Genomic DNA, 24,233 nt, shown 5'->3' on the forward strand with positions numbered 1-24,233 from the left:
TGCGCAGTCGTTCTCGCGTCCCAGCCCGTGGGTAGGCTACCCATGGAGTTGTAGGCGGCTGGCGGCCCTATCGAGGATGTCTTGTTTCTTGCAGAAGGCGAAGCGGACCTGGGTGCGGCCGGCGTCGGGGTCGTCGTAGAAGACTGAGTTGGGGACTGCTACGACGCCGCAGCGTTCGGGGAGGGAGCGGCAGAAGGCGAGGGCGTCCTTCTCGCCGAGGGCTGCGATGTCCGTCGTGATGAAGTACGTGCCCTGGGGGCGGTAGACCTCGAAGCCGGCCGCGGTGAGGCCGTCGGCCAGGAGGTCGCGCTTCGCCTGGAGGTCGTCGCGGAACGCGGCGTAGTACGAGTCGGGGAGAGCCAGGGCCTCGGCGATGGCGTACTGGAAGGGGCCCGAGGCGACGTAGGTGAGGAACTGCTTGGTGGTGCGGACGGCCGCGAGGAGGGGAGCGGAGGCGGTAACCCAGCCAACCTTCCAACCCGTGAACGAGAAGGTCTTGCCCGCCGATGAGATGGAGACCGTCCGGTCGCGCATGCCGGGCAAGGAGATCAGCGGAGTGTGGGCGCCGCCGTCGAAGACCAGGTGCTCGTAGACCTCGTCGGTGACCACGATGAGGTCGCGTTCCACCGCCAGTTCGGCGATCGCGGTCAGTTCGGCGGGGGTGAGCACCATGCCGGTCGGGTTGTGCGGGCTGTTCAGGAGGAGAAGGCGGGTGCGCGGGGTGACGGCGGCGCGCAGGGCGTTGAGGTCGGGGCGGAAGTCGGGGGCGTGGAGGGTCAGGGGGACGCGGACGCCGCCGGCCATCGCGATGCTCGCCGCGTAGGAGTCGTAGAAGGGCTCGAACGCGATGACCTCATCGCCCGGTTCGAGCAGCGCGAGCATCGCCGCCGCGATCGCCTCGGTCGCACCCGCGGTGACCAGCACCTCCGTGTCCGGGTCGAAGTTCAGCCCGTAGAAGCGCCGCTGGTGGTCGACGATCGCCGTGCGCAGTTCCGGAACGCCCATCCCTGGCGGGTACTGGTTGCCGCGTCCGTCCCGTAGCGCCCGGACGGCTGCCTCGCGGATCTCCTCCGGGCCGTCCGTATCCGGGAAGCCCTGGCCCAGGTTGATCGCGCCCGTCGATAGCGCCAGCGCCGACATCTCCGCGAAGATCGTCGTCCCGAGCCCGTCCAGCCTGCGGTTCAGCAGCGGCCTGCCGCTCATCTCTCCACCGTCCTCAACCCGGGTACCGATCGTCCGAGGTCCATCCTGGCCGACGTACGGCAGCACGCCTACGCGGCAAGCGCCCAATAGGCAGGTGAAAACGGCTTGACCCAGCCGACCTTCCAGCCGGTGAAGGAGAAGGTCTTGCCGGCTGAGGAGATGGAGACCGTGCGGTCGCGCATGCCGGGGAGCGAGATCAGCGGGACGTGCTCGCCGTCGAAGACGAGGTGTTCGTAGACCTCGTCGGTGACCACGAGGAGGTCGCGCTCGACGGCCAGTTCGGCGATTGTCCTCAGTTCGTCTCGCGTGAGGACCATGCCGGTCGGGTTGTGTGGGCTGTTCAGGAGGAGAAGGCGGGTGCGGGGGGTGACGGCAGCCCGCAGTGCGTCGAGGTCGGGGCGGAACTCCGGGGCGTGCAGGGTGAGCGGGACTCGGACGCCGCCGGCCATCGCGATGCACGCCGCGTACGAGTCGTAGAAGGGCTCGAACGCGATGACCTCGTCGCCGGGTTCGAGCAGGGCGAGCATCGCCGCCGCGATGGCCTCGGTGGCGCCCGCGGTGACGAGTACCTCCGTGTCGGGGTCGACGTCGAGCCCGTAGAAGCGCTTCTGGTGGCCGGCGACGGCGGTCCGCAGTTCGGGGATGCCGGGGCCCGGCGGGTACTGGTTGCCGCGGCCCTCGCGGATCGCGCGGACCGCGGCCTCCGCGACGGCGGCGGGGCCGTCCGTGTCGGGGAACCCCTGGCCGAGGTTGATCGCCCCGGTCGAGACCGCCAGCGCCGACATCTCGGCGAAGATCGTCGTACCGAGCCCGTCCAGCCGCCGGTTGAGCAACCCGCGCATCCGCCACCTCCAGGTCAGGAGCCGAGCGTAGCGCCGCCGGTACGGTTCCAGGCGGCGGTGACGGTGCTCAGCGCGGTCACCGCGCGGGCGGTCCGCTTGTCGCTGCGCCGGACCGTACGGCTGAACTCGACGTGCAGGAACGGTACGTGCGCGGTCGCGGCCACCCCGCTCTGCTCGTTGGTGCGCCCCTCCAGCGTGCAGGAGTCGACCCAGGCGCGGCAGACGTCCAGGTCCGCGCCGTGCAGGGCGGTGGCCAGGTCCCGGGCGGCCGGCAGGCCGTCGTCGCCCCTGCCGGTGGAGACGATCACGTCGTAGTCCGGCTCGGTGGCGTCGGCGAAGCCGTGCACCTGGACGCCCGGCAGGCCGTGCCGGACGAGTTCGGCGCAGATCGCGTCGAAGACGGTGTCGTCGCGGTGGGCGACATCGGCGGAGTTGCCCTGGCCGGCCCGCCGGTGGGCGCCGGCCAGCACCATGACGCCGCCCGGGGTGCCGCGCAGCACGCCCACGCCCAGTTTCTCGCTGTCCTCGTCGGCGATCGGGTGCGGCACCTGGACCGACCACCGCACGGGTCCGGTCAGGTCGAGGTAGACCCGGCCCCAGCCGCGGTTCGCGCGCCGCCCCTCGGCGCCGTCGGCCGCGTCGGCGACCTCGGCGTAGCGGCGCCCATTGGCGTTGTCGGTGAGTGTGCGCACCACGTAGTCGACTTCGGCGAACTTCTCCTTGGCGGCAGGGATATTCCGGTCGACAAGCAGACCGACACCCTCCGCCAGAATGGAGCGTTCCGCTTTAGTGGGCGGCCGGTAACCCCCGCTCTGCCCGAACCCGGTAGTGAAATCCGTCACGCGACGCTCCAGGTCAACGGCGTCCGTCGGGGTGGTGGAGTGCACGCGGTCACCCTCCGTGGTGCGGTGGTTCGAATGGAAGAACCCATTCCGGAAGACGCCGAAAAAAAGTCCCCCGATCAGTACAACCATCGCCGTTGCCACAATCGTTATGCGCGGAGGGGAGATTCTTTCCATAAAAGCCTGACAATGCCCTGGTGATGAGAAGTTCAAACCGATCCGTGCGGGTGCTCGGCGCCACCCTGCTGGCGCTGGCCCTCAGTACCGCCGCCGGCTGCACAGGCAAGGCCGGCGCATCCGGATCGGACGGGAAGAGCGGGCAGAACGAGCCCACCTTCACCGTAGCCGCAGCAGGCGACATCCTGATCCATCCGCAGCTCACCGAGCAAGGCATGCTCGACGCGCAGCGCCGTCACGTCAAGGGGCCGTACTTCGACGACCTGATGGCCGGCGTCAAACCGGTGATCAGCAAGGCCGACCTGGCCATCTGCCACCTGGAGCCGGTCCTCGGCACCGAGCGGGGGCCCTGGTCGTCCTATCCCGACTTCGTCGTGCCGCCGCAGATCGCCACCACGATCAAGGACATCGGCTACGACACCTGCTCCACGGACTCCAACCACTCGCTCGACGACGGCTACGCCGGGGTCAAGCGGACCCTGGACGCCCTGGACAAGGCGGGCCTGAAGCACACCGGCTCGGCCCGTACCAAGCAGGAGCACGACGCCCCGGACATCATCGATGTGAAGGGCGTCAAGGTGGCGCAGATCTCCTTCGCGTTCGGCTACAACACCCACGACGTGCCGAAGAACCAGCCGTGGCTGGTCAACAAGACCAGCCTCGGCGCGATCAAGGCCGCCGAGAAACGGGCCCGCGCGGCCGGCGCCGAGGTGGTCATCCTCAGCATCCACTGGGGGCAGGAGGACTGGCCCAACCCCAGCCAGGCGCAGCTGGAGCTGGCCCGGCAGATCGCCACCCAGACGCACATCAACCTCGTCATCGGCCACCACGCGCACGTCGTGCAGCCGATGGAGAAGGTCAACGGCACCTGGATCGCCTACAGCCTCGGCAACCAGGTGGCCCGTCACGACGTGCCGATCGGCCTCACCGAGGAAGGCATCATCGGCTGGTTCACCTTCACCAAGCACAACGGCAGGTGGGACGTGCGGGCGCAGTACGTGCCCACGTTCGTGGACCTGCCGCCGGACACGGACGACCCGGTGGTCGGGTCCGGCTCGGACGCCGGGCTGCCGCCGTCGAACCCGCCGGACCCGCTGGACCCCGATTCCATCGTGAAGCCGGTACGTGACACCCGGCTGGTGGACATCGCCCGCTCGCTGCGGGACGACAAGACGCTGAGCAAGGAACAACGGGCCCGCTACCAGCTGGCCTTCGAACGCACCCGGGGCACACTGCTCAACCGCGGGGCCGCGAAGGACGGCCTGACGCCCCTGCTCGACGTGCCGGACTGACCCGGGGGGATCGGTCCGGACACCGGGGCGTGCCACAGGCGCGCCCGCCGCGGCGCGTCACGTGTCACCGGACGCGCCGGACACCGCGACGCGCCGCACCACGCAACGAGCCGCACCAGGCAACGAGCCGCACACCGCGATGAGCGGCACACCGGACGCACCACGCAACGAGCCGCACCACCGCAACGAGCCGCACCACCGTGATGACCGACCACGGCGCACCGCCACGCGCCGCGGCACACCCGCACGGCATCACGGCGTCACGGCATCACGACATCACGACATCACGACCGAAGAAGACCAAAGGGGAGGGACCTCCGTTGGCCGTCTGGCAGACAGCACGGGGCCACAAGGCACGGCGAAGAGCCGACATGTCCTTGCTGGGCGGTATCAGGCCGCCCATCGCCGCACTCGCCGCCGCGCTGCTCGCGCTGGCCGGCATCACCGCGCTCACCATCGGGCAGGTGCACAACTCCGGCCAGTCCAAGGCCGTCCTCACCTCGCAGCAGCACTTCGCCGAGGACGGCGCCATCGCGCTGCGGGCGTCGCTGGACGAGAGCGTCACCGACCTCCAGCGGACCGCCGAGCTCTTCGACGCGGGTCCGCCAGTCGCCGCCGACGCCGTACTCGACAAGATCGGCAGCGTCTACCAGAAGTGGCTGGGCACCGCCGTCATCGAGATCGGCTCAGGCAAGCTGATGGCCGCCCGCGGTGAGAACGTGCCGCTCACCGCCATCGACCGCGCCGCGCTCTCCGGCGCCAACGGCCTCGCGCCGCGGATGGTCAAGCTGCGCAACGGCGAGACCCGGCTGCTGACCTTCGCCCTGCTCTCCTGGCCCGACAAGCCGCAGGAGCTGCTGATCGCCTCCAGCAGCCTGAAGTTCCCCGGCATCAGCCTCGGCGACTTCCGGGCCATCGCGGTGCTCGACGCCCAGGGCGAGATCCTCTCCGAGGACGGCATCCCCACCCCCGAGCAGGTGCTCACCGAGGCCGACCGGCAGGACGTCAAGCACTCCAACGCGCAGCTGGCCGACTTCGCCAAGGTCGTCACCGAGCGGACCGCGAAGGCGCCGCTGACCACCAAGGACCCCGGTGAGGGCGGCTTCCTGGGCAACAGCGGCAGCCTCACCGGCACCGTGTACCGGGGCGAGCGGTCCATCGCCGGCTACGCCACGCTCACCGGCCCGCAGCCCGGCGAGGCCACCGTCGCCACCGACCTGGGGCTGCGGGTGGTCGCCATGGTCGGCGTCTCCGAGGACCCGCCGCGCGGCGACCACCCGCTCTTCGGCGTCCTCGCGGCCGGCGTCCTGCTGCTGCTCGGCGCGCTGGCGGTCGCGGTCCTGCTGGGCACCGTGCAGCGGCCGCTGCTGAAGCTCTTTCTGGAGAGCCGGCGGCTGCACCGCGGCGACCTGACCCGCCCGGTGGCCGCGCCCGGTTACGGCGAGACCGCGCGGATCGGCCGGGCGCTGGAACGGCTGCGGCTGCAGCTGCGCGGTCAGGAGATCCCGGAGCCGGCGCAGCTCACCCGCCGGATGCCGCGCTTCGGCTCCCGCAGCGTCATCGCGGTCTGCGCGATCCTGCTGCTCGCCTGGTCCGCCCCGCTCCTGCTGCTGCTCAACCGGGCGGACGCGACCGTCACGATCCCGCAGCAGATCGTCAGCGACCAGCGGGAACGTACCGACACCCTCACCGACCGGGTGCGCCGCGCGCTCAACGAGGGCCAGGCCGACCTCTCCTCGGTGGCCTCGCTGATCGGCAACAGGACGCCCGAGGCGGAGATGACCGCGGTGCTGGACCGCACGCTGGGCGACCACGACCGCTACAAGTCGCTGTACGTGCTCGGCTCCGGCGGCCGGGTGCTGGCCCGTTCCGGCGACAAGCCGCGCGAGCTGGACCGGCAAAAGCCCCGTGACCTCACGGTGGCGGTGGTCAACTCCTCCGGCCGGCAGCCGGTGATCGCCGGCTACGCGGAGATACCGGGCCGCGACGGCGCCATGCTGGTCGGCGAGTTCCGGATCGACTTCCTCAACTCGCTGCTCAAGCGGCCGGGCCTGGGCACCATCCGGGTGGTCGACGCCAAGCAGCGGGTGATCGCCGGCAACACCGGTTACCGCGCCTTCGAGCGGCTGCCCTCGGACGGTCTCGACGAGCTGGTCGAGGCGTCCGCGATGAAGGTCGGCACCAGCGCCCACCCGGGCAGCGTGGTCTTCCGGCACCACGGCAAGGCGCAGATCGCCGCGTCGGCGCCCTTCGTCGGCGGCGGCCCGGCCAAGGCGCTGGGCTGGTCGGTGGTCAGCTGGCAGCCGGCCGCCGGCCTCGACATCCCCGAGTACCGGCTGCAGCACCGCACCACGCTCGCCGGCCTGCTGGGCCTGGCCGCCGCGGCGGCCTGCCTCGGCTGGCTGCACATCGTGGTGGTGCGCCCGCTGCGCGGGCTGGCCGCCCAGGCCGAGGCGCTGGCCGGCGGCGACCGCAGGACCGTGCTGTTCCCGCACCACCACGACGAGGTGGGCGCGGTCACCCGCAGCCTGGAACTCATCCGGCAGCGCCTGCAGGAGCAGCGCAAGAAGCCCGCCGCCGAGCCGGCCGGAAGGAACTGACCCCGTGCTCTTCCTCTACACCGTGCTGGTGGTCAGCTGCGTCGTGCTGCTGATCGCCGGCATCGTCGAACAACGCCGGCACAACGCCAACCTGGCGCAGATACCGGTGCGGGTGCTGGTCAACGGCATCCGCGGCAAGTCCTCCATCACCCGCCTGTGCGCGGGCGCGCTGCGCGGCGGCGAGCTGACCACGGTCGCCAAGACCACCGGCACCGCGGCCCGCTTCATCCACCCCGACGCCACCGAGGAGCCGGTGTACCGCAAGTTCGGCATCGCCAACGTGGTCGAGCAGATCGGCATCGTCCGGCGGGCCGCCGCGTATCAGCCGGACGCGCTGGTCATCGAGTGCATGGCGGTGATGCCGGCGCTCCAGGAGATCAACCAGAGCAAGCTCATCCAGTCCACCATCGGCGTGCTCTGCAACGTCCGTGAGGACCACCTGGCCGAGATGGGCCCGACGCTGGACGACGTGGCGCGCTCGCTCTCCCGCTCGATGCCGGTCGGCGGGGTGTGCGTCACCGCCGAGGTGGAACGGTTCGCGATCCTCCAGGAGGAGGCCGCGTCCCGGAACTGCGAGCTGATCTTCGCCGATCCGGACACCGTCAGCGACGAGGAGCTGCGCGGCTTCAGCTGGTTCACCTTCAAGGAGAACGTGGCCATCGCGCTGAAGGTCGCCGAACTCCTCGGCGTGGCACGGGAGACCGCGCTGCGCGGCATGTACGAGGCGCCGCCGGACCCGGGTGTGCTCTCGGTGCAGCGCTACCGCACCGAGGACGGCAAGCGGCTGCGGTTCGCCAACGTCTTCGCCGCCAACGACCCCGAGTCGACGCTGATGAACGTCAACCAGCTGCTCGACCTCGGCGCCGTCCACCGGCCGCTCAACGTGCTGATCAACTGCCGCCCCGACCGGGTGGAGCGCAATGGCCAGATGGGTGAGATCGTGCCCGAACTCGCCCCCGACCAGGTGTTCGTGATCGGCCATCCGGCCAAGAGCGCGATCGACGCCATCCCGGCGCAGTGGCGGGACCGGGCGGTGGACCTCGGCGGTGACCGGCGGGACCCGCGGCAGGTGCTGGCGCAGGTGCTGGAACGGCTCGGTCCTGACTCCTCCCTGGTCGCGGTCGGCAACATCCACGGGCAGGGCGAGCTGTTCCTCGACCGGCTGGCGGAGCTCCCGGCCGACGAGGAGACGGAGCCGGCCGAGGAGCTCGCGGAGGCGTTCACCGCGCCGCCCGCGTACGACTACTTCGCCGCCGACCCGTGGCCGCAGGAGCGGCGCGTGCCCGGCTGGGCCTTCGCCCCCCGTGAGCCGTACCCGCCGCAGTACGCCGAGCCGCACCCCGAGCCGCACCCCGAAGAGCGCTCCCGGCCCGGCTCCCAGCCCGACTTCCGGTCCTATCCCCAGCCCGACTCCCAGCCGCACCCCGCGTCCTATGCCGGTCCTCGTCCGGCAGGCGACCAGCACGAACCGACCGATCCCACCGCTTGGCAGAACCCAGGAGAGAGCCACCGATGATCCCCGACGCACTCACCCCGGAGATCGCCGCGATCGGCATCGCCCTGGGCCTGCTGGCCTCGCTGGTCTGCTATCTGACGACCAATCTCTCCCCGGGCGGCATGATCACCCCCGGCTGGCTGGCCCTGACCCTGGTGGAGGACCTCCAGCGGGCCGCCATGGTGGTCGGTGTCACCGTGCTCACCTACGTCCTGACCCTGCTGGTGCAGCGGTACGTGATCCTCTACGGGAAGCGGCTGTTCGCCGCGGTCGTACTGATCGGCGTGATCCTGCAGGGCACCGTGATCATCGCGCTCCAGCACGAGTACCCGCTGATGTACACCAACGAGACCCTCGGCTTCGTCGTACCGGGCCTGATCGCGTACCAGCTGGTCCGGCAGCCGAAGGGGCCGACGCTGCTGGCCACCGGCTCCGCGACGCTCACCACCTATGTGGTGCTCACCGCCGGGATCCTGCTCGGCGTCATGCCGGCCGCCTGACCGCTCACCAGAAGAACGCCGAAACCCTGCCGCGAAGAAGAGGAGACACCATGCCCGCGGCCCGACCCAGCCGGTCCCGCAAGATCCTGAACACCGCCACGGTGGTGGTACTGCTGGCCGCCAGCGGCTATCTGACGGTGGCGCTGCGCAAGGACCAGGAGCAGAAGGCGCCGGCCGTGCAGGCCATCACCGACAAACCGGTGCTCAGTTCGGCCACTCTCGGCGCCCAGACCGGGGCCCAGACCTGGGAGCGGCTGTCCGGCCCGGCCCGGTCGGTGCTGCGTGACGCCAAGGGGCAGGTGCTCGGCACCTTCACCGACGGCGCCCGCACCGCGACCCTGACCGGCCCCAGCCGTACCTTCTCCGAGCCGGCCAACACCAAGTCCCGGGTGATCACGGACAGCTGGGTGCGGCTGATGCCCCAGAAGTGGAAGGCCGGCGCCGAGCAGGCGCAGTGGTTCAAGGACTGGTTCAAGAAGTACTTCGGCAGCGAGGAGGACGACCTCTTCGCGTACGCCTTCCAGTACGTCCAGGGCGCGCCGGTCAAGAAGGACGAGAACGGTGTGCCGTACGCCGGCGACGCGCGCTTCGGACCGATCAACCCCGGCGGCAGCATAGGCAACGACCTGCGCAAGGAGCAGTCGGACTTCTTCGACTACCTGGGCATCCCGTACACCTTCCGGGACGGCACCACCATGCAGCCGGAGAAGGAGCGCTACCGGGCGATCGACTGCTCCGGCTTCGTCCGTACCGTCTTCGGCTTCCGCGGCCGCTACCCGCTGGCCGTCTCCGACACCAAGGGCGACGGGCTGCCGCGTACCGCCAACGGCATCGCGCGGTCCCACGAGGGCGTGACCGTCATCCCGCTGCAGGGAGCGGCACCCTGGTACACCCGTCCCACCCAGATCGACCTGCTGCAACCCGGTGACCTGGTCATCTTCAAGCTGGACTCGCGGACAGGACAGCGGCTGGACCACATCGGGATCTACCTCGGCAACGACACCGACGGCCACAAGATCTTCATCTCCAGCCGGGAGGAGGTCGACGGCCCCACCATCGGCGACAAGGGGGGCACGTCACGGCTCGACGGGAACGGCTATTACGCGAGCACTTTCCGTACCGCGCGGCGGCTGTGACCCCCCACCTGAACACCTGACCCCGTAAGCGCTCCAAGGGATGGAAAGTGGGCACAGATGGGTAAAAACGCTGAAGAGCAACGGAGTTTCATGATTCCGTAGCTCCACGGACCCCACGTGGGCACGAGCCGACGCGCCTCCCCGGTACGGGGAACGGTGCGGCCGGCCCATCATCCACTGCGTGCTTGCGGAGCCGATCCATGCTCACCAGCCTTCAGACCGCTTATACGGACACCCGCGCGGGAGACCTCGCGTGGTGTCTCGGCAAGGAACCCCTGCCCGCCCTCGCGGTGCTCGACGTCGAGGTCGGGGACGACCGGGGTCTGCGTGCCAAGGTCGCGTTACGCCTGCTCGGCGCCTCCCATCAGGTGCTCGTCGAATCCGGGCGCGGTGACTGCTCGGAGACGGTCGCCTGCATGCCCGGCAGCCAGGCGCCGCTGCCCTTCGGGGTGGCCAAGCGGGTCGGGCCGTGGGACTACGAGTTCGCGGCCCGGATCGAGACGCTCTCGCAGGGTTCCTTCGCGGGCCGCGCCCAGGAGTTGCTGGCGCTGGTCGCCGAGCATCCGCACGGCCTGGCCGGCACCTTCCCGGGCGACCCGCATGCCTTCACCGCGCTGCTGGTGCAGTGCGCCGAGGGCAGCGTGCGGTGGCGGACCTGGCACGCGTATCCGCAGGAGGGGCGGCTGGTGACAACACGGACGCGGGTGAGCGTGGGCGCGTTGGGGTGAAGTGCGGGCAGCGGCCCGGCACTCGGGGGCCGGCCGCGGTCGCCGGCGGGGGACGGCCGGAGTGTGATCGGAGTGCGGCCGCGGGCCGGTGGCGGGCCCGGTTGGGCGCGGGCGGGGGCCGGTGGGAGGGCGGTCGCTGGCCGGTGGGGGGCCGGTGGGGGGCGCACGACCCGGTCGCGGACGCCAGGCCGCGCGCACGCGAAAGCCGTCAACCGCCGCTGATTGCACCCTTGTGGGTGACTCTCCGCCGCATCCACCTGACTTAGCGTGCACTCATGATCGACCAGCACGGCCGCACCCAGGCACCCCGGATCGCCGCGACGCTGCCCGTCCCCGCGGGGGCGGCCCGCGCGCTGGTCCTCGCCACGGTCTTCGTCTGCGCCGCCTGCGGCCTGGTCTACGAACTGGAACTCGTCGCACTGGCCTCCTACTTGGTCGGTGACTCGGTCACCCAGGCATCGGTCGTGCTTTCCGTGATGGTCTTCGCGATGGGCTGCGGCTCGCTGCTCGCCAAACGCTGGCGCACCCGCGCCGCGCTCGGGTTCGCCGCCGTCGAGACCGCTCTCGCGCTGGTCGGCGGCCTCTCGGTGATGGCGCTCTACGCGGTCTTCGCCTGGTACGGGCAGGCCAAACCGGCCATCGTGGGCTGCTCGTTCGCGATCGGGGTGCTCATCGGGGCCGAAGTGCCGCTGCTGATGACGCTGGTGCAGCGGATCCGGCGGCAGGACGCGGGCGGCGCGGTCGCCGACCTCTTCGCCGCCGACTACGTGGGCGCGCTGGTCGGCGGGCTCGCCTTCCCGTTCCTGCTGCTGCCCCGGTTCGGGCAGTTGACGGGCGCGCTGGTGACCGGCGTGGTCAACGCGGTGGCCGGCGGCGCGACCGTGCTGTGGCTCTTCCGCGGCGACCTGTCACGGCGCGCCCGCGGCTGGCTGGTCGTCTCCAACGTGACCGTGCTGGCGGTGCTGGCCTGCGCCTCCTTCACCGCGGCGCCCTTCGAGCGGGCCGCGCGGCACGCGATGTACGGCGGCTCGGTGCGGGTGGCGGAGCAGACCGAGGTGCAGGAGATCGTGCTCGCCGGGCGGCCCGGGTCGGCGGCGTCGCTACGGCTCTACCTCGACGGCCGGCTACGGGTCTGCGGGGCGGACGCGGTGGCCTACGACCGGGCGCTGGCCGTCCCCGCGATGACGGCGGGCCCGCATGTGCGGGTGCTGATCCTGGGCGGCGCGGACGGGCTGGCCCTGCGGGAGGTGCTGCGCTTCCCCGGCGTACGGCAGGTCACCGTGGTGGACACCGACGCGGAACTCCTCCGCCTCGGCCGCACCGACCCCGGGCTCACCGCGCTCAACGGCCACTCCTTCGCCGACCCCCGGGTCGAGGTCGCCACCGCGGACGTCTTCGACTGGCTGCGGGCGGCGGCCTCGGCGGCGCCGCGCAGCTACGACGTGATCCTCGCGGACCTTCCCGACGCGGGCGTCTCCAGCAGCGCGAAGCTCTACTCCCAGGAGTTCTACGGGCTCGCCGCCCGCACCCTCGCCCCCACCGGCCGGCTCGCCGTCCACGCGGCCCAGTCCCTGTGGACGGTGGCGGCCACCCTGCACGCGGCCCGCCTCCCCGCGACGCCGTACCTCCTCCCGACCCCCGCCTGCCCCTCGCCCCCTGGCCTGCGCCGCGCCCCCGCCACCTGGCCGTTCCTGCTCTCCGCCGCCTCCCGTCCGCCTCTGCCGCCCGCTTTCCGCACGGCCGGCCACGCGGCCACCCGCACCCGTCCCCCCACCGCGCCCCGGCCCTCGACGCTGCTGCACCCGCGGTTGTAGGGCCTCGGCGAGGTGGGCGTCCGGGCCGATCGCGCGGCCCGCAATTGTGGGCAAAAGGGCGGGCGGACGGGAAAAATGACACCCGCGCACACGTCAAGCCGCCGCACTCCTGGGTAGGCTCCGCCGCATGGAGCACGAGTCCTTCGTCCCGATCCCGCCCGCCCGGCTGCTGCGGGCATTCCGCACGCCGGGCCTGGTGGCCGCGAGCCTGCCCGGTTGGCAGCCGGACGAGCCCGGCGCGGCCCCGGAGCCGGCCGGCCCGGCCGAAGCCGGTACCGCGCCGGTCGCGGGCCGCCTGCGCCTGCGGGTCGGCGGCTCCACCATCACCTACCGCGGCACCGTCGGTGTCACCGGCGCGGGCCCGGAGTTCACGGTCACCGCCGAAGGCACGGAGGTGCGCGGCACCGGCACGGTGAAGGCGACCGCCCAGGTCAGCGTCGCCGGGACCCACCAGCCCGAACCCGGCTCCACCCTCACCTGGCAGGGCTCCGCCCAGGCGGACGGCCGACTGGCCGGCTACGAGGACGGCGTGGTCGAAGCGGCGGTCCGCCGCCTGCTGGACCGCTTCGCGGGCGAACTGGCCACCCACGCGGCGGACGCGGCGGACGCGCCGGCGGGCACACCGGGGACGCCGGCCGAGCCGGGCGTCGCGCCGCGCCGTGAGGACCCGGCGGACGCCGGGGGCGCGGCGGGCGCCGGGAAGGCTGAGGACCCGGCGGGCGCCCGGGATGTCGCGGACGCCGGAGCCGCTCGGGATGCCGAGGACGCTGGGGACCAGGCAGCCGTCTCAGATGCCGCAGCCAGTCGGGACGCGGCGGACACCGGGAAGGCTGAGTACCCCGCGGACACCCGGGACGCCGCGGACGCCCGGGACGCCGCGGACGCCCGGGACGCCGCGGACGCCCGGGACGCCGGAGCCGCTCAGGAAGCCGAGGACGCTGAGCACTCGGCAGCCGTCTCGGACACCTCAGCCAGTCGGGACGCGGCGGACGCCAAGGGCGCGGCGGACGCCGGAGCCGCCCGGGCCGCCCAGGACGCCGGGGACGGCCAGGACGCCGGGGAGGTCGCGGACGCCACGGACGCGCGGGCCGCCGGGCGCGGTGAAGACCCGGCAGACGCCGGGCACCGTGAGGACCCGGTGGACGCCGGGGACGCCGAAGAGGACATCGACGACGTCGAGGAGTCCGACGTCGTCGACGACCTCGGCGAACCCCTGCCCCCCGCCGAACTCGCCGAGTTCGAGTTGGTCGAGGTCGAGGTGGAGGTCCCGGAGAGCGCCGCCGCGCTCGACGACCTCGTCCCGCCCGCCGAAGCCGCGCACGCCCGCCGTACGATGATCGGCCGCAGCGCGGAAGAGGTCGACCACGCCCCACCCCGCGGCCGCTACGCCCCCATCCCCGCCCCGGAGGCCGGCACCGCCACCGCCACCCTGCGCTGGGCGGCCCCCGCGGCCGCCGCCCTGCTGGCATCCGCGGTGGTCGTCGGCCGGGTGCTGCGCCGCCGCAAGTGACGGCGGCTACGCTCGTCCCGTGGAGAACGAGAAGAAGCTGACGGCGGGCGACGCCGAACTGACCTTGCAGCCGGAAGCCGGTTGCCGGATCGCCTCGCTGAAGGTCGGCGGGACCGAACTCCTGCGCCAGGGCGAGAAATTCGGTGCCTTCATCATGGTGCCGTGGTGCGGCCGGACCGAGAACGGCGTGTTCCGGAACGGGGGAGTGACCCACCAGCTCCCGGTCGACGCACCCCCGCACGCCATCCACGGCACCGGCCGGCACACCGCCTGGCAGCAGGCCGCGCCCGCGACCGAGACCACCGCCGCCTACTACTTCGACCTCGCCGACCCGTGGCCCTACCCGGGCCGGGTCACCCAGACGGTCCAGCTCGCCCCGCACTCGGTGAAACTGACTCTCACCGTGGAGGCGGCCGGCGACTCCTTCCCGGCGCAGGCCGGCTGGCACCCCTGGTGGCTGCGGAACCTCGGCCAGGGCGGCCAGGACGTCGAACTCGCCTTCAGCGCCGCCTGGCAGGAGGAGCGCGGCGAGAACCACCTGCCGAACGGCAACCGGATCGACCCCAAGCCGGGTCCCTGGGACGACTGCTTCGGGATGCCCGACGGCGTGGACGTCACCCTGACCTGGCCCGGCGAGATGCGGGTCCAGGTGGAGAGCCCGGCGCAGTGGGCGGTGATCTACACCGAGCAGCCCGAGGCGGTCTGCGTGGAGCCGCAGTCCGGTCCCCCGAACGGCCTCAACACCCTGCCCCGGCTGGTCACCCCGATCGAACCGCTGGAGATCACCACCACCTGGACCTGGCACCGCATCGGCTGAGCCGGACCGGACCGGAGCGAGCGTCCGGCACGAACGGCCGCACGTCCGGCGCAGGGACAGCCGCACGGACAGCCGCACGGACACCCGCAGGTCCGGCCGCATGCGGAGCCGCACGGACGGCCGGGGGCCCGGTCCGGGCCCTCGGCTAATCTCGTGCCCATGAGCGACGACGTACGCGCTGCCCTGCTGCGGCACATCAAGGAAAAGGCCGTGGTGCACGGCAAGGTGACCCTCTCGTCCGGTCTGGAAGCCGACTTCTACATCGATCTGCGCCGGATCACCCTGGACGGGGAGGCCGCGCCGCTCGCCGGTCAGGTGATGCTCGACCTCACCGCGGACCTCGACTACGACGCGGTGGGCGGGCTGACGCTCGGCGCCGACCCGGTGGCCGGCTCGATGCTGCACGCCGCCGCCGCGCGCGGTCAGCGGCTGGACGCCTTCGTGGTCCGCAAGGCAAACAAGGCACACGGCCTGCAGCGCCGTATCGAAGGCACCGAGGTGAAGGGCCGCCGCGTGCTGGTGGTCGAGGACACCTCCACCACCGGCGGTTCGCCGCTGACCGCGGTCGAGGCGGTGCGGGAAGCCGGCGGCGAGGTGGTGGCCGTGGCGGTGATCGTGGACCGTGGAGCGGAGCGGAAGATTACGGACGCGGGTCTGCCGTATCTCGCCGCCTACTCGCTGGCCGACCTGGACCTCGCCTGACGGACCGTCCGGGCAGCTCCGCGTGCGGCCGTCTGACCTGCGGCTTTCCGGCCCCTGGGATGTTTCACGTGAAACATCCCCGGGGCCGGGGTATGCCCCGCGCCTGCCGAGGTGGTGTATCCGTTGGCGTCTGGGAGGATAGGCGCGACGATGACGTCGCCACGCCAGCCGTAGCCAGCTGTACCACCCGCAGATCATGAGGAGCGGACACGATGCCCATCGCAACCCCCGAGGTCTACAACGAGATGCTCGACCGGGCGAAGGCCGGCAAGTTCGCCTATCCGGCCGTCAACGTGACCTCGTCGCAGACGCTGCACGCCGCGCTGCGCGGCTTCGCCGAGGCGGAGAGCGACGGCATCGTCCAGATCTCCACGGGTGGCGCCGAGTTCCTCGGTGGCCAGTACAAGAAGGACATGGTGACCGGCGCGGTCGCGCTCGCCGAGTTCGCGCACATCGTCGCCGAGAAGTACCCGGTCACCATCGCGCTGCACACCGACCACTGCCCCAAGGACAAGCTGGACGGCTACGTCCGCCCGCTGCTGAAGATCTCCCAGGAGCGGGTCGCGGCCGGCCGCAACCCGCTCTTCCAGTCGCACATGTGGGACGGCTCCGCGGAGACGCTGGACCACAACCTGGAGATCGCCAAGGAACTGCTGGCCGAGGCGGCCAAGGCGAAGATCATCCTGGAGATGGAGATCACCCCGACCGGCGGTGAGGAGGACGGGATCTCGCACGAGATCAACGACAACCTCTACACCACGGTGGACGACGCCTTCCGTACGGTCGAGGCGGTCGGCCTCGGCGAGCACGGCCGCTACCTGCTCGCCGCCTCCTTCGGCAATGTGCACGGCGTCTACAAGCCGGGCAACGTCGTGCTCCGCCCGAGCATCCTCAAGGAGCTCCAGGAGGCGGTGGCGCAGAAGTACGGCAAGCCCAGCCCCTTCGATTTCGTCTTCCACGGCGGCTCCGGCTCCACCAAGGAGGAGATCGACGAGGCGCTGGAGAACGGCGTCGTCAAGATGAACATCGACACCGACCTGCAGTACGCCTTCACCCGGCCGGTCGCGGACCACATGTTCCGCAACTACGACGGCGTGCTCAAGGTCGACGGCGAGGTCGGCAACAAGAAGACCTACGACCCGCGGGTGTGGGGCAAGTCCGCCGAGGCCGGCATGGCCGCCCGGGTGGTCGTCGCCACGCAGGACCTGCGGTCGGCCGGCAACAAGCGCAAGTAAGGCGTCCGCGCGGCCCGCGGGACTCCTCCCCGCGTCACCCCGCGCGCGTCAAGCAGGCACAACGCGTCAACCTCGTTGGCGGATCAGGGCCCCCGGCAGCCGCTGGGGGCCTCTTGCCGACCGGCTCGGGCAGACTGGAGCCCATGGCCAATCACGAGAACCTGCTCGGGGGACCCGCCCCGACCCATCTGCCCGACGACCCGGAGCCGCGCGAGCTGCTGGCCTCCGGCGCGGCGCCCGCCGAGGTCGCCGCCAAGTACCCGGCCTCCTCGCTGGCCTGGGCGCAGCTGGCCGACGATGCCTTCGAGGCCGGCCGCGTGGTGGAGTCCTACGCCTACGCCCGCACCGGCTACCACCGCGGCCTGGACGCCCTGCGCCGGTCCGGCTGGAAGGGCCACGGCCCGGTCCCGTTCGAACACGAGCCCAACCGCGGCTTCCTCCGCGCGCTGCACGCCCTGGCCCGCGCCGCCCAGGCGATCGGCGAGCAGGAGGAGTACGAGCGCTGCACCGTCTTCCTGCGCGACAGCTCCCCGACCGCGGCGGACACCCTCACCTGAGCCTGCTCTCCCCGCAGCCGCGCCGGCCGCGCCGCCGGGGTCCTCTGTCGCGGTGCCGCCGGGCTCCGCTGTCGCGGTTCTGCCACAGAGGACCCCGGTTCGCCGATCGTTCATATAGACGTGCGATTCTGTCCGATGCCGCCCCGGTGCCGACCGCACCTGGGGCGGTCGTACGACGGGCGCGCCGCGCATCGTCATGCCGATACGCAGCACGCACACGGGCGGCCCGGGGAGGCCGGGGGAGCGGCTGCGCCGCCCCAGGGGGAACGTCTTGTCAGGTCAGAGTCAGCACGGCAGGCGCAGGGGGAAGCGCCGGGCCGCGATCACCGGACCGCTCGTTCTCCTGTGCGTGATAGCCGTGAGCTGCGGCGCCGGATACGCCTGGCACGTGACCAAGGGCGGCAGCGAATCCGCGGCCGCGATCGACGCCCCGCTCAGCGCCACCACGACCGCGCACGGCGGCAGCGGAGCCGACGCCGGGACGGGCAGGCCGCTGACGGGCACCACCAAGCCCACGCCGAGCCCCAGGGCGACCACCGCGTCGCCGAAGCCGAGCCCCAAGGTCACCGCCGTCCCGAAGAGCGGCACCGGGCGCTTCGGCACCGCGCAGGCGTCCGGCAAGGCGTCAGGGCACGGCACGGTCCGCCGCTACAAGGTCGAGGTCGAGGGCGGCATCGACCTCTCCGCGACCGACGCGGCCCACGAGATCGCCGGCATCCTCGCCGACCCGCGCGGCTGGACCGCGGACGGCCACGACGCCTTCCAGCTGGTCAGCTCCGGCAGTGCCGACTTCGTCATCAAGATCGCCACCCCGGACACGGTGGACGCCATCTGCGGCGCGGCCGGCCTCCTCACCCGCGGCGAGGTCAACTGCGATGTCGGCGCCACCGTCGTGGTCAACCTCAAGCGCTGGGAGCTGGGCTCACCCGAGTTCGACGGGCCGATCCACGACTACCGCGCGCTGATCATCAACCACGAGGTCGGCCACCGCATCGGCCACGGCCACGAGGGCTGCCCGGGCCGCGGCAAGCTCGCGCCGGTGATGATGCAGCAGATCAAGGGGCTGGACGGCTGCCTCGCCAACGCCTGGCCGTACGACGGCAAGGGGCACTACATCAGCGGCCCGCCGACCGCCTGAGCCCCCTTGCCGGATCGCCGCGCACCGCAGATGATCTCGGCACGGCCTGGTGACCCCAGACCGCTCGCTCAGGAGGTAACCCCATGTCCGACCACCCGACCGACGAGGCGGCGACCCCGAACCTCTCGTTCGAGGGCACGACTCCCTACGAGGACTACGTGCAGGCGTCCGTCCTCACCCATATGCAGCACCCCCTCTCCGACGAACCCGGCGAGATGGCATTCCTGGTCACCACCCAGGTGATGGAGCTGTGGTTCACCCTGCTCGTCCACGAGTGGAGCACCGCGGCCGCCGCCCTGCGCCGCGACGACCTGCCCACCACGATGGCCGCGCTGCGCCGCAGCCTGCCGGAGCTGGAGTCGCTCAACGCGTCCTGGAAGCCGATCGCGCACCTCACCCCCGCGCAGTTCAACGCGTACCGGTCCGCACTCGGCGACGGCTCGGGCTTCCAGTCCGCGATGTACCGGCGGCTGGAGTTCCTGCTCGGCGACAAGTCCACGTCGATGCTGGTGCCCCACCGCGGCACCCCGAGCGCGTACGCCGAACTGGAGAAGGCGCTCACCGAGCCCAGCCTCTACGACGAGGTGCTGCGGCTGCTGGCCCGCCGCGGCTACCCGGTGCCCGCCGAAGTCCTCGACCGCGACCCGGCACTGCGCTACGACCCGCACCCCGGGGTCGAGGCGGTCTGGCAGCGCGTCTACGCCGACGAGGACCAGGATTCCGAGCTGATCCGGCTCGGCGAAGCCCTCACCGACGTGGCCGAACTCGTGTGGCGCTGGCGCAACGACCACCTCGTCGCCACCCGGCGCGCGATGGGTGCCAAGGCCGGCACCGGTGGCTCCGCGGGGGTGGCCTGGCTGGAGAAGCGCGCCGCCAAGAACGTCTTCCCCGAACTGTGGACGGCCCGCAGCCATGTCTGAACCGCTCACCACTGGCGGGGACGCCACCGGCACGGACACCGAAGGCGGGGACGTCACCGGCACGGACGCCGCCGACAGGCACGCCGCCCTGGCCGACCGGGCCGCCGAGCTGGACGCCGCCGACAAGCTGGCCGCCGTCCGGGACCGCTTCGTGCTGGACGGGACCGTGTATCTCGACGGCAACTCGCTCGGCGCCCTGTCCACCGGCGTGCTGCCGCGGCTGACCGAGGTGGTCGGCCGGGAGTGGGGCGAGCTGCGCATCCGCTCCTGGGAGGAGAGCGGCTGGTGGACGGCCCCGGAACGGATCGGCGACCGGATCGCCCCGCTGGTCGGCGCCGCACCCGGCCAGGTCGTGGTCGGCGACTCCACCAGCGTCAACGTCTTCAAAGCGCTGGTCGCCGCCGTGCGGATGGCGCCCGAGGGCCGTGACGAGATCCTGGTGGACGCCGCCACCTTCCCCACCGACGGATACATCGCGCAGTCCGCGGCCCGGCTCACCGGCCGCACCGTACGGGCCGTGCCCGCCGCGGAGATCGCCGCGGAAGCCGGGGCGACCACCGCCGTCGCGCTGGTCAACCACGTGGACTACCGCACCGGGCGGCTGCACGACCTGCGGGGAATCACCGCGGCCCTGCACCAGGCCGGTGCCCTGGCCGTGTGGGACCTGTGCCACAGCGCGGGCGCACTGCCGGTGTCGCTGGACGCGGACGCGGTGGACCTCGCGGTCGGCTGCACCTACAAGTACCTCAACGGCGGGCCCGGCGCGCCCGCCTACCTCTACGTACGCCAGGAACTGCAGCCGCGTTTCGACTCGCCGCTGCCCGGCTGGAACTCGCACGCCGACCCCTTCTCCATGGCGGCCGGCTACGAAGCCGCCGACGGAGCCGCCCGGGGCCGGGTCGGCACCCCGGAGATCCTGTCGCTGCTCGCACTGGACGCGGCGCTCGACGTGTGGGACGGCGTGGCCGTACCGGACGTGCGGGAGAAGAGCCTCGGCCTCACCGACTACTTCCTGGAGTGCGTGGCCGCGCTGGTGCCCGCCGGGCGGCTGGAGTCGGTGACCCCGCGGGCGCACGCCGAACGCGGCAGCCAGGTCTCCCTGCGCTGCGCGGACGCCGGTGCGGTGATGCGCGAGCTGACCGCCCGGGGTGTCGTCGGCGACTACCGCAGGCCTGATGTGCTGCGCTTCGGCTTCACCCCGCTCTACACCCGCTACGCCGACGCGCTGCGGGCCGCGCGCGTCCTGGCCACCGTCCTGGAAGGAACCGCGTAACCGATGACCGCAGCCGAATCCCGTACGTCCCCTCCGGCCCCCGCCCCCGGTCCCGTCGACCGGGCGGCGGCCGAGGAGGCGTCGGCGCTCGGCCACCCACCGGTCCCGCCGGACGCCACCGCGGCATACGGCACGCACCGGGACCAGGTGATCGACTTCTACCGGCCGCGTGTTCCGCTCGACCGCCCCGCCCCCCTGGTGGCGGTCCTGCACGGCGGCGCGTGGCGCGCGGCCTACGACCGCGCCCACATCTCCCCGCTCGCGGCCCACCTGGCCGCTCAGGGCTTCGCGGTGGCCTGCGTGGAATACCGCCGCGGCGCGGCGCCGGACGGCCCGCAGCAGCCGTCCCAGGGCGCGCCGGCGCCCGCGGGCCGCTGGCCGGAGACCTTCGACGACGTGGCCACCGCCCTCGACGCGCTGCCCGCCCTCGCCCTCCGGACCTTCGGCGAGGAGACCGTCGACGCCGGCCGCACCCTGCTCACCGGGCACAGCGCGGGCGGTCACCTCGCCCTGTGGGCCGCCGCACGGCATGTGCTGCCCCCCGATTCCCCCTGGCACCGCTCCTCGCCTCCCCCGTTCCGCGGCGTGGTGGCCCTTGCCCCGATCGCCGACTTCACCGAGGCGATCCGGCTGCGCGTCTGTTCCGGCGCGGTGCTCGATCTGCTCGGTGGCCCCGACCACCTCGCCGACCGCCTCCCCCACGCCGACCCGGCCGCACTGCTTCCCACCGGAATCGCCACCACCATCGTGCACGGCACCACTGACAATGAGGTTCCGCCGCAGGTCACGACCGCTTTCGCCACCGCGGCGGCGGCAGCGGGGGAGGAGCCGGTCACGGTGTGGCTGCGGGAAACCGGCCACTACGCGCTGATCGACCCGTCCAGCCCGGCGGCCGGCGCCGTCGCCGACGAGATCACCCAGCTCGCCTTCTGACCGGCCCCAGGAGCACGTACGCAGAAGGCCCCCCGCGGGTGACGGGGGGCCTTCTGCGTACGCGCTCGCCCGGCATCGTCCCGGGGCCGGTGCGGGGGATCCGTCAGCGGCTGCGCTTGGCCAGCCGCTCGACGTCCAGCAGGATCACCGCGCGGGCCTCCAGCCGGAGCCAGCCGCGGCCGGCGAAGTCCGCCAGCGCCTTGTTGACGGTCTCGCGGGAGGCGCCGACGAGCTGGGCCAGCTCCTCCTGGGTGAGGTCGTGGACGACGTGGATGCCCTCTTCCGACTGCACGCCGAACCGGCGGGACAGGTCGAGCAGGGCCTTGGCGACCCGCCCGGGCACATCGGAGAAGACCAGGTCGGACATGACGTCGTTGGTGCGGCGCAGCCGGCGCGCGACCGCGCGCAGCAGGGCGGTGGAGACCTCGGGCCGGACGTTGAGCCAGGGCTGGAGGTCGCCGTGGCCGAGGCCGAGCAGCTTCACCTCGGTGAGCGCGGTGGCGGTGGCGGTGCGCGGCCCGGGGTCGAAGAGCGACAGCTCACCGATCAGCTCACCCGGCCCCACCACGGCCAGCATGTTCTCCCGGCCGTCCGGCGAGGTCCGGTGCAGCTTCACCTTGCCTTCGGTGACGACGTACAGCCGGTCCCCGGGGTCGCCCTCGTGGAACAGCGAGTCGCCACGCGCGAGCGTGACCTCCGTCATGGAGGCACGCAGTTCAGCGGCCTGCTCGTCGTCGAGCGCCGCGAAAAGCGGGGCACGGCGCAGAACGTCGTCCACGAGCTCTCTCCTTGTCGACATCGCGGGGTCCTCCCCATGATGCATGACGTCTCAAACAGTGCGATCAATCACAAGGATGTCTTATCAGAGCGCGCGAAGGTGCCCCGGGGGTCGGATCACACGTCGGATCCGGCTGCCCGGAGGCGGTTCCACGGCGGATGTCGGTGCCGAGGCTTAGGCTGGCCGGGTGTCAGAAACGCCGAGCACGCCGAAGAAACGGGTGGCCAAGGCGGCCGAACGAGTGGCCGCCAGGCCGGATTCAGCCGTGAGCGAACAGGCACCTCCGGTGGCCCTGGTGCGGCGCGCCCGCCGCATCAACCGGGAACTCGCCGAGGTCTATCCGTACGCCCACCCCGAGCTGGACTTCGAGAACCCCTTCCAGCTGCTGATCGCCACCGTACTGTCCGCGCAGACCACCGACCTGCGGGTCAATCAGACGACGCCCGCGCTCTTCGCGAAGTACCCCACGCCCGAGGAGATGGCCGCCGCCGATCCGGCGGAGCTGGAGCAGCTGCTGCGGCCGACCGGGTTCTTCCGGGCCAAGGCGAGGTCCGTGCTCGGCCTGTCCGCGGCGCTGCGGGACGAATTCGGCGGTGAGGTGCCGGGCCGGCTCCAGGACCTGGTGAAGCTCCCCGGCGTCGGCCGCAAGACCGCCAATGTGGTGCTGGGCAACGCGTTCGGTGTCCCCGGCATCACCGTCGACACCCACTTCGGACGCCTCGCGCGCCGCTTCGGCTGGACCACCTCGGAGGACCCGGAGAAGGTCGAGCAGGACGTGGCCCGGCTCTTCCCGAAATCCGAGTGGACGATGCTGTCGCACCGCGTCGTCTTCCACGGCCGCCGGATGTGCCACGCCCGCAAGCCCGCCTGCGGGGTCTGCCCGATCGCCCACCTCTGCCCGTCGTACGGCGAGGGCGAGACGGACCCGGAGAAGGCCAAGAAGCTGCTCAAGTACGAGAAGGGCGGTTTCCCCGGCCAGCGGCTGAAGCCCCCGCCGGACTACCCCGGGCAGCCCGCGCCCCCGCTGGCCGCCTCATGACCTCAGCGCAGGGGGCGGACGCCTCTGGCGTGGAGCGCGCCGAGGTCAGCACGGAGGGCGTGCCGTCCTGGCTGCGTCCGGTGGTCGGGGTGGCGAACGAGGTGTATCCCGAGCAGCTCAGCCGCTTCCTGCCGCCGGAGGACGGCGGCCGGCAGTCGGCCGTACTGATCCTCTTCGGGGAGGGCGACCGCGGCCCCGACCTGCTGCTGATGGAGCGGTCCGCGGCCCTGCGCTCGCACGCGGGCCAGCCGTCCTTCCCCGGTGGGGCCCTCGATCCGGCCGACGGCGACCCGGACGGTGACGGGCCGCTGCGGGCCGCGCTGCGCGAGGCGCAGGAGGAGACCGGCCTCGACCCGGCGGGTGTGCAGCTCATCGGTGTGCTGCCGCGGCTCTACATCCCGGTCAGCGGTTTCGTCGTCACCCCCGTGCTCGGCTGGTGGCGCGAGCCGAGCCCGGTCGGCGTGGTCGACCCGGCCGAGACCGCCCGGGTCTTCCGGGTCCCCGTGAGCGATCTCACGGACCCGGCGAACCGCGCGACGCTGGTGCACCCCAGCGGCTTCCTCGGGTCGGCCTTCCTGGTGGCGGACACCCTGGTCTGGGGCTTCACCGCGGGCCTGATCGACAAGATCCTGCATTACGCGGGCTGGGAGCGCCCCTGGGACCGCGACCGCCAGGTCCCCCTCGGCTGAGCCCCGCGCCCGG

21 protein-coding genes and 1 pseudogene are annotated in these 24,233 nt (G+C 72.2%); 18 read left to right on the top strand and 4 right to left on the bottom strand.

All coding sequences use genetic code 11. The annotated features are described in order from the left end of the window. Positions 1 to 36 precede the first annotated feature (36 nt). The 3 genes and pseudogenes from OG552_RS19510 to OG552_RS19520 all read right to left on the bottom strand — a co-directional run bounded on the left by OG552_RS19510 (position 37) and on the right by OG552_RS19520 (position 2,887). Positions 37 to 1,203, bottom strand: a complete 1,167-nt coding sequence (locus OG552_RS19510; RefSeq protein ID WP_329134651.1) for a pyridoxal phosphate-dependent aminotransferase — start codon at positions 1,201 to 1,203, stop codon at positions 37 to 39. Positions 1,204 to 1,310: 107 nt separating this feature from the next. After that, positions 1,311 to 2,045 (bottom strand): annotated as a pseudogene (locus OG552_RS19515) (aminotransferase class I/II-fold pyridoxal phosphate-dependent enzyme); the annotation flags it as partial. 14 nt (positions 2,046 to 2,059) lie between these two features. Further along, entirely contained in the window at positions 2,060 to 2,887 is an 828-nt protein-coding gene (locus tag OG552_RS19520; protein WP_329134653.1) for a hypothetical protein, read from the bottom strand. A gap of 200 nt (positions 2,888 to 3,087) precedes the next feature. Here OG552_RS19520 and OG552_RS19525 point away from each other — a divergent pair, with 200 nt between their 5' ends. From OG552_RS19525 to OG552_RS19600, 16 genes are all read left to right on the top strand, one after another. Then, on the top strand, positions 3,088 to 4,356 hold the full coding sequence (locus OG552_RS19525) for a CapA family protein (RefSeq protein ID WP_329134655.1): 1,269 nt from the start codon (positions 3,088 to 3,090) through the stop codon (positions 4,354 to 4,356). A 371-nt stretch (positions 4,357 to 4,727) separates the two neighbouring features. Further along, positions 4,728 to 6,956 (top strand): HAMP domain-containing protein, encoded by a 2,229-nt coding sequence (locus OG552_RS19530; RefSeq protein WP_329134657.1) that lies wholly within the window; start codon positions 4,728 to 4,730, stop codon positions 6,954 to 6,956. Positions 6,957 to 6,960: 4 nt separating this feature from the next. Next, positions 6,961 to 8,472 (top strand): poly-gamma-glutamate synthase PgsB, encoded by a 1,512-nt coding sequence (gene pgsB, locus OG552_RS19535; RefSeq protein WP_329134660.1) that lies wholly within the window; start codon positions 6,961 to 6,963, stop codon positions 8,470 to 8,472. Continuing rightward, complete coding sequence (locus OG552_RS19540; protein WP_329134661.1) at positions 8,469 to 8,951, top strand: poly-gamma-glutamate biosynthesis protein PgsC/CapC; 483 nt, start codon at positions 8,469 to 8,471, stop codon at positions 8,949 to 8,951. The genes pgsB and OG552_RS19540 overlap by 4 nt, the downstream gene beginning before the upstream one ends. A 50-nt stretch (positions 8,952 to 9,001) precedes the next feature. Further along, positions 9,002 to 10,087, top strand: a complete 1,086-nt coding sequence (locus OG552_RS19545) for a C40 family peptidase (RefSeq protein ID WP_329134663.1) — start codon at positions 9,002 to 9,004, stop codon at positions 10,085 to 10,087. A gap of 200 nt (positions 10,088 to 10,287) precedes the next feature. Then, positions 10,288 to 10,815 carry a DUF2617 family protein gene (locus OG552_RS19550; protein WP_329134666.1) on the top strand — a complete coding sequence of 176 codons (528 nt, stop codon included), beginning with the start codon at positions 10,288 to 10,290 and terminating at the stop codon, positions 10,813 to 10,815. A gap of 275 nt (positions 10,816 to 11,090) precedes the next feature. Then, complete coding sequence (locus OG552_RS19555; protein WP_329134668.1) at positions 11,091 to 12,629, top strand: polyamine aminopropyltransferase; 1,539 nt, start codon at positions 11,091 to 11,093, stop codon at positions 12,627 to 12,629. A 127-nt stretch (positions 12,630 to 12,756) separates the two neighbouring features. Beyond that, positions 12,757 to 14,139 carry a CoxG family protein gene (locus OG552_RS19560; protein WP_329134670.1) on the top strand — a complete coding sequence of 461 codons (1,383 nt, stop codon included), beginning with the start codon at positions 12,757 to 12,759 and terminating at the stop codon, positions 14,137 to 14,139. A 19-nt stretch (positions 14,140 to 14,158) separates the two neighbouring features. Further along, entirely contained in the window at positions 14,159 to 14,956 is a 798-nt protein-coding gene (locus OG552_RS19565) for an aldose epimerase family protein (protein ID WP_329134672.1), read from the top strand. Between the two features lie 159 nt (positions 14,957 to 15,115). Beyond that, positions 15,116 to 15,658, top strand: coding sequence for an orotate phosphoribosyltransferase (pyrE, locus tag OG552_RS19570; protein WP_329134674.1), 543 nt, complete (start codon positions 15,116 to 15,118; stop codon positions 15,656 to 15,658). 212 nt (positions 15,659 to 15,870) lie between these two features. After that, positions 15,871 to 16,893 carry a class II fructose-bisphosphate aldolase gene (fbaA, locus tag OG552_RS19575; protein ID WP_329134676.1) on the top strand — a complete coding sequence of 341 codons (1,023 nt, stop codon included), beginning with the start codon at positions 15,871 to 15,873 and terminating at the stop codon, positions 16,891 to 16,893. A 143-nt stretch (positions 16,894 to 17,036) separates the two neighbouring features. Next, positions 17,037 to 17,450, top strand: coding sequence for a DUF3151 domain-containing protein (locus tag OG552_RS19580; protein ID WP_329134678.1), 414 nt, complete (start codon positions 17,037 to 17,039; stop codon positions 17,448 to 17,450). Positions 17,451 to 17,799: 349 nt separating this feature from the next. After that, positions 17,800 to 18,588, top strand: coding sequence for a DUF3152 domain-containing protein (locus tag OG552_RS19585; protein WP_329134680.1), 789 nt, complete (start codon positions 17,800 to 17,802; stop codon positions 18,586 to 18,588). A gap of 83 nt (positions 18,589 to 18,671) precedes the next feature. Next, on the top strand, positions 18,672 to 19,508 hold the full coding sequence (locus OG552_RS19590) for a tryptophan 2,3-dioxygenase family protein (RefSeq protein ID WP_329134682.1): 837 nt from the start codon (positions 18,672 to 18,674) through the stop codon (positions 19,506 to 19,508). After that, entirely contained in the window at positions 19,501 to 20,781 is a 1,281-nt protein-coding gene (kynU, locus tag OG552_RS19595; RefSeq protein WP_329134684.1) for a kynureninase, read from the top strand. The genes OG552_RS19590 and kynU overlap by 8 nt, the downstream gene beginning before the upstream one ends. 3 nt (positions 20,782 to 20,784) lie before the next feature. After that, positions 20,785 to 21,714 carry an alpha/beta hydrolase family protein gene (locus tag OG552_RS19600; protein WP_329134686.1) on the top strand — a complete coding sequence of 310 codons (930 nt, stop codon included), beginning with the start codon at positions 20,785 to 20,787 and terminating at the stop codon, positions 21,712 to 21,714. Positions 21,715 to 21,817: 103 nt separating this feature from the next. Here OG552_RS19600 and OG552_RS19605 read toward each other — a convergent pair whose 3' ends face one another. After that, positions 21,818 to 22,492: a Crp/Fnr family transcriptional regulator gene (locus OG552_RS19605; protein ID WP_031520125.1), complete on the bottom strand. Its 675-nt coding sequence runs from the start codon at positions 22,490 to 22,492 to the stop codon at positions 21,818 to 21,820. Between the two features lie 241 nt (positions 22,493 to 22,733). On the opposite strand from OG552_RS19605, the gene nth reads away from it, so the two are divergent. Continuing rightward, positions 22,734 to 23,531 (top strand): endonuclease III, encoded by a 798-nt coding sequence (gene nth / locus OG552_RS19610; protein ID WP_443071178.1) that lies wholly within the window; start codon positions 22,734 to 22,736, stop codon positions 23,529 to 23,531. After that, complete coding sequence (locus OG552_RS19615) at positions 23,528 to 24,220, top strand: NUDIX hydrolase (protein ID WP_329134694.1); 693 nt, start codon at positions 23,528 to 23,530, stop codon at positions 24,218 to 24,220. The genes nth and OG552_RS19615 overlap by 4 nt, the downstream gene beginning before the upstream one ends. Positions 24,221 to 24,233: the final 13 nt, after the last annotated feature.

The sequence above is a fragment of the Streptomyces sp. NBC_01476 genome, assembly GCF_036227265.1.
Classification (GTDB): Bacteria; Actinomycetota; Actinomycetes; order Streptomycetales; family Streptomycetaceae; genus Actinacidiphila.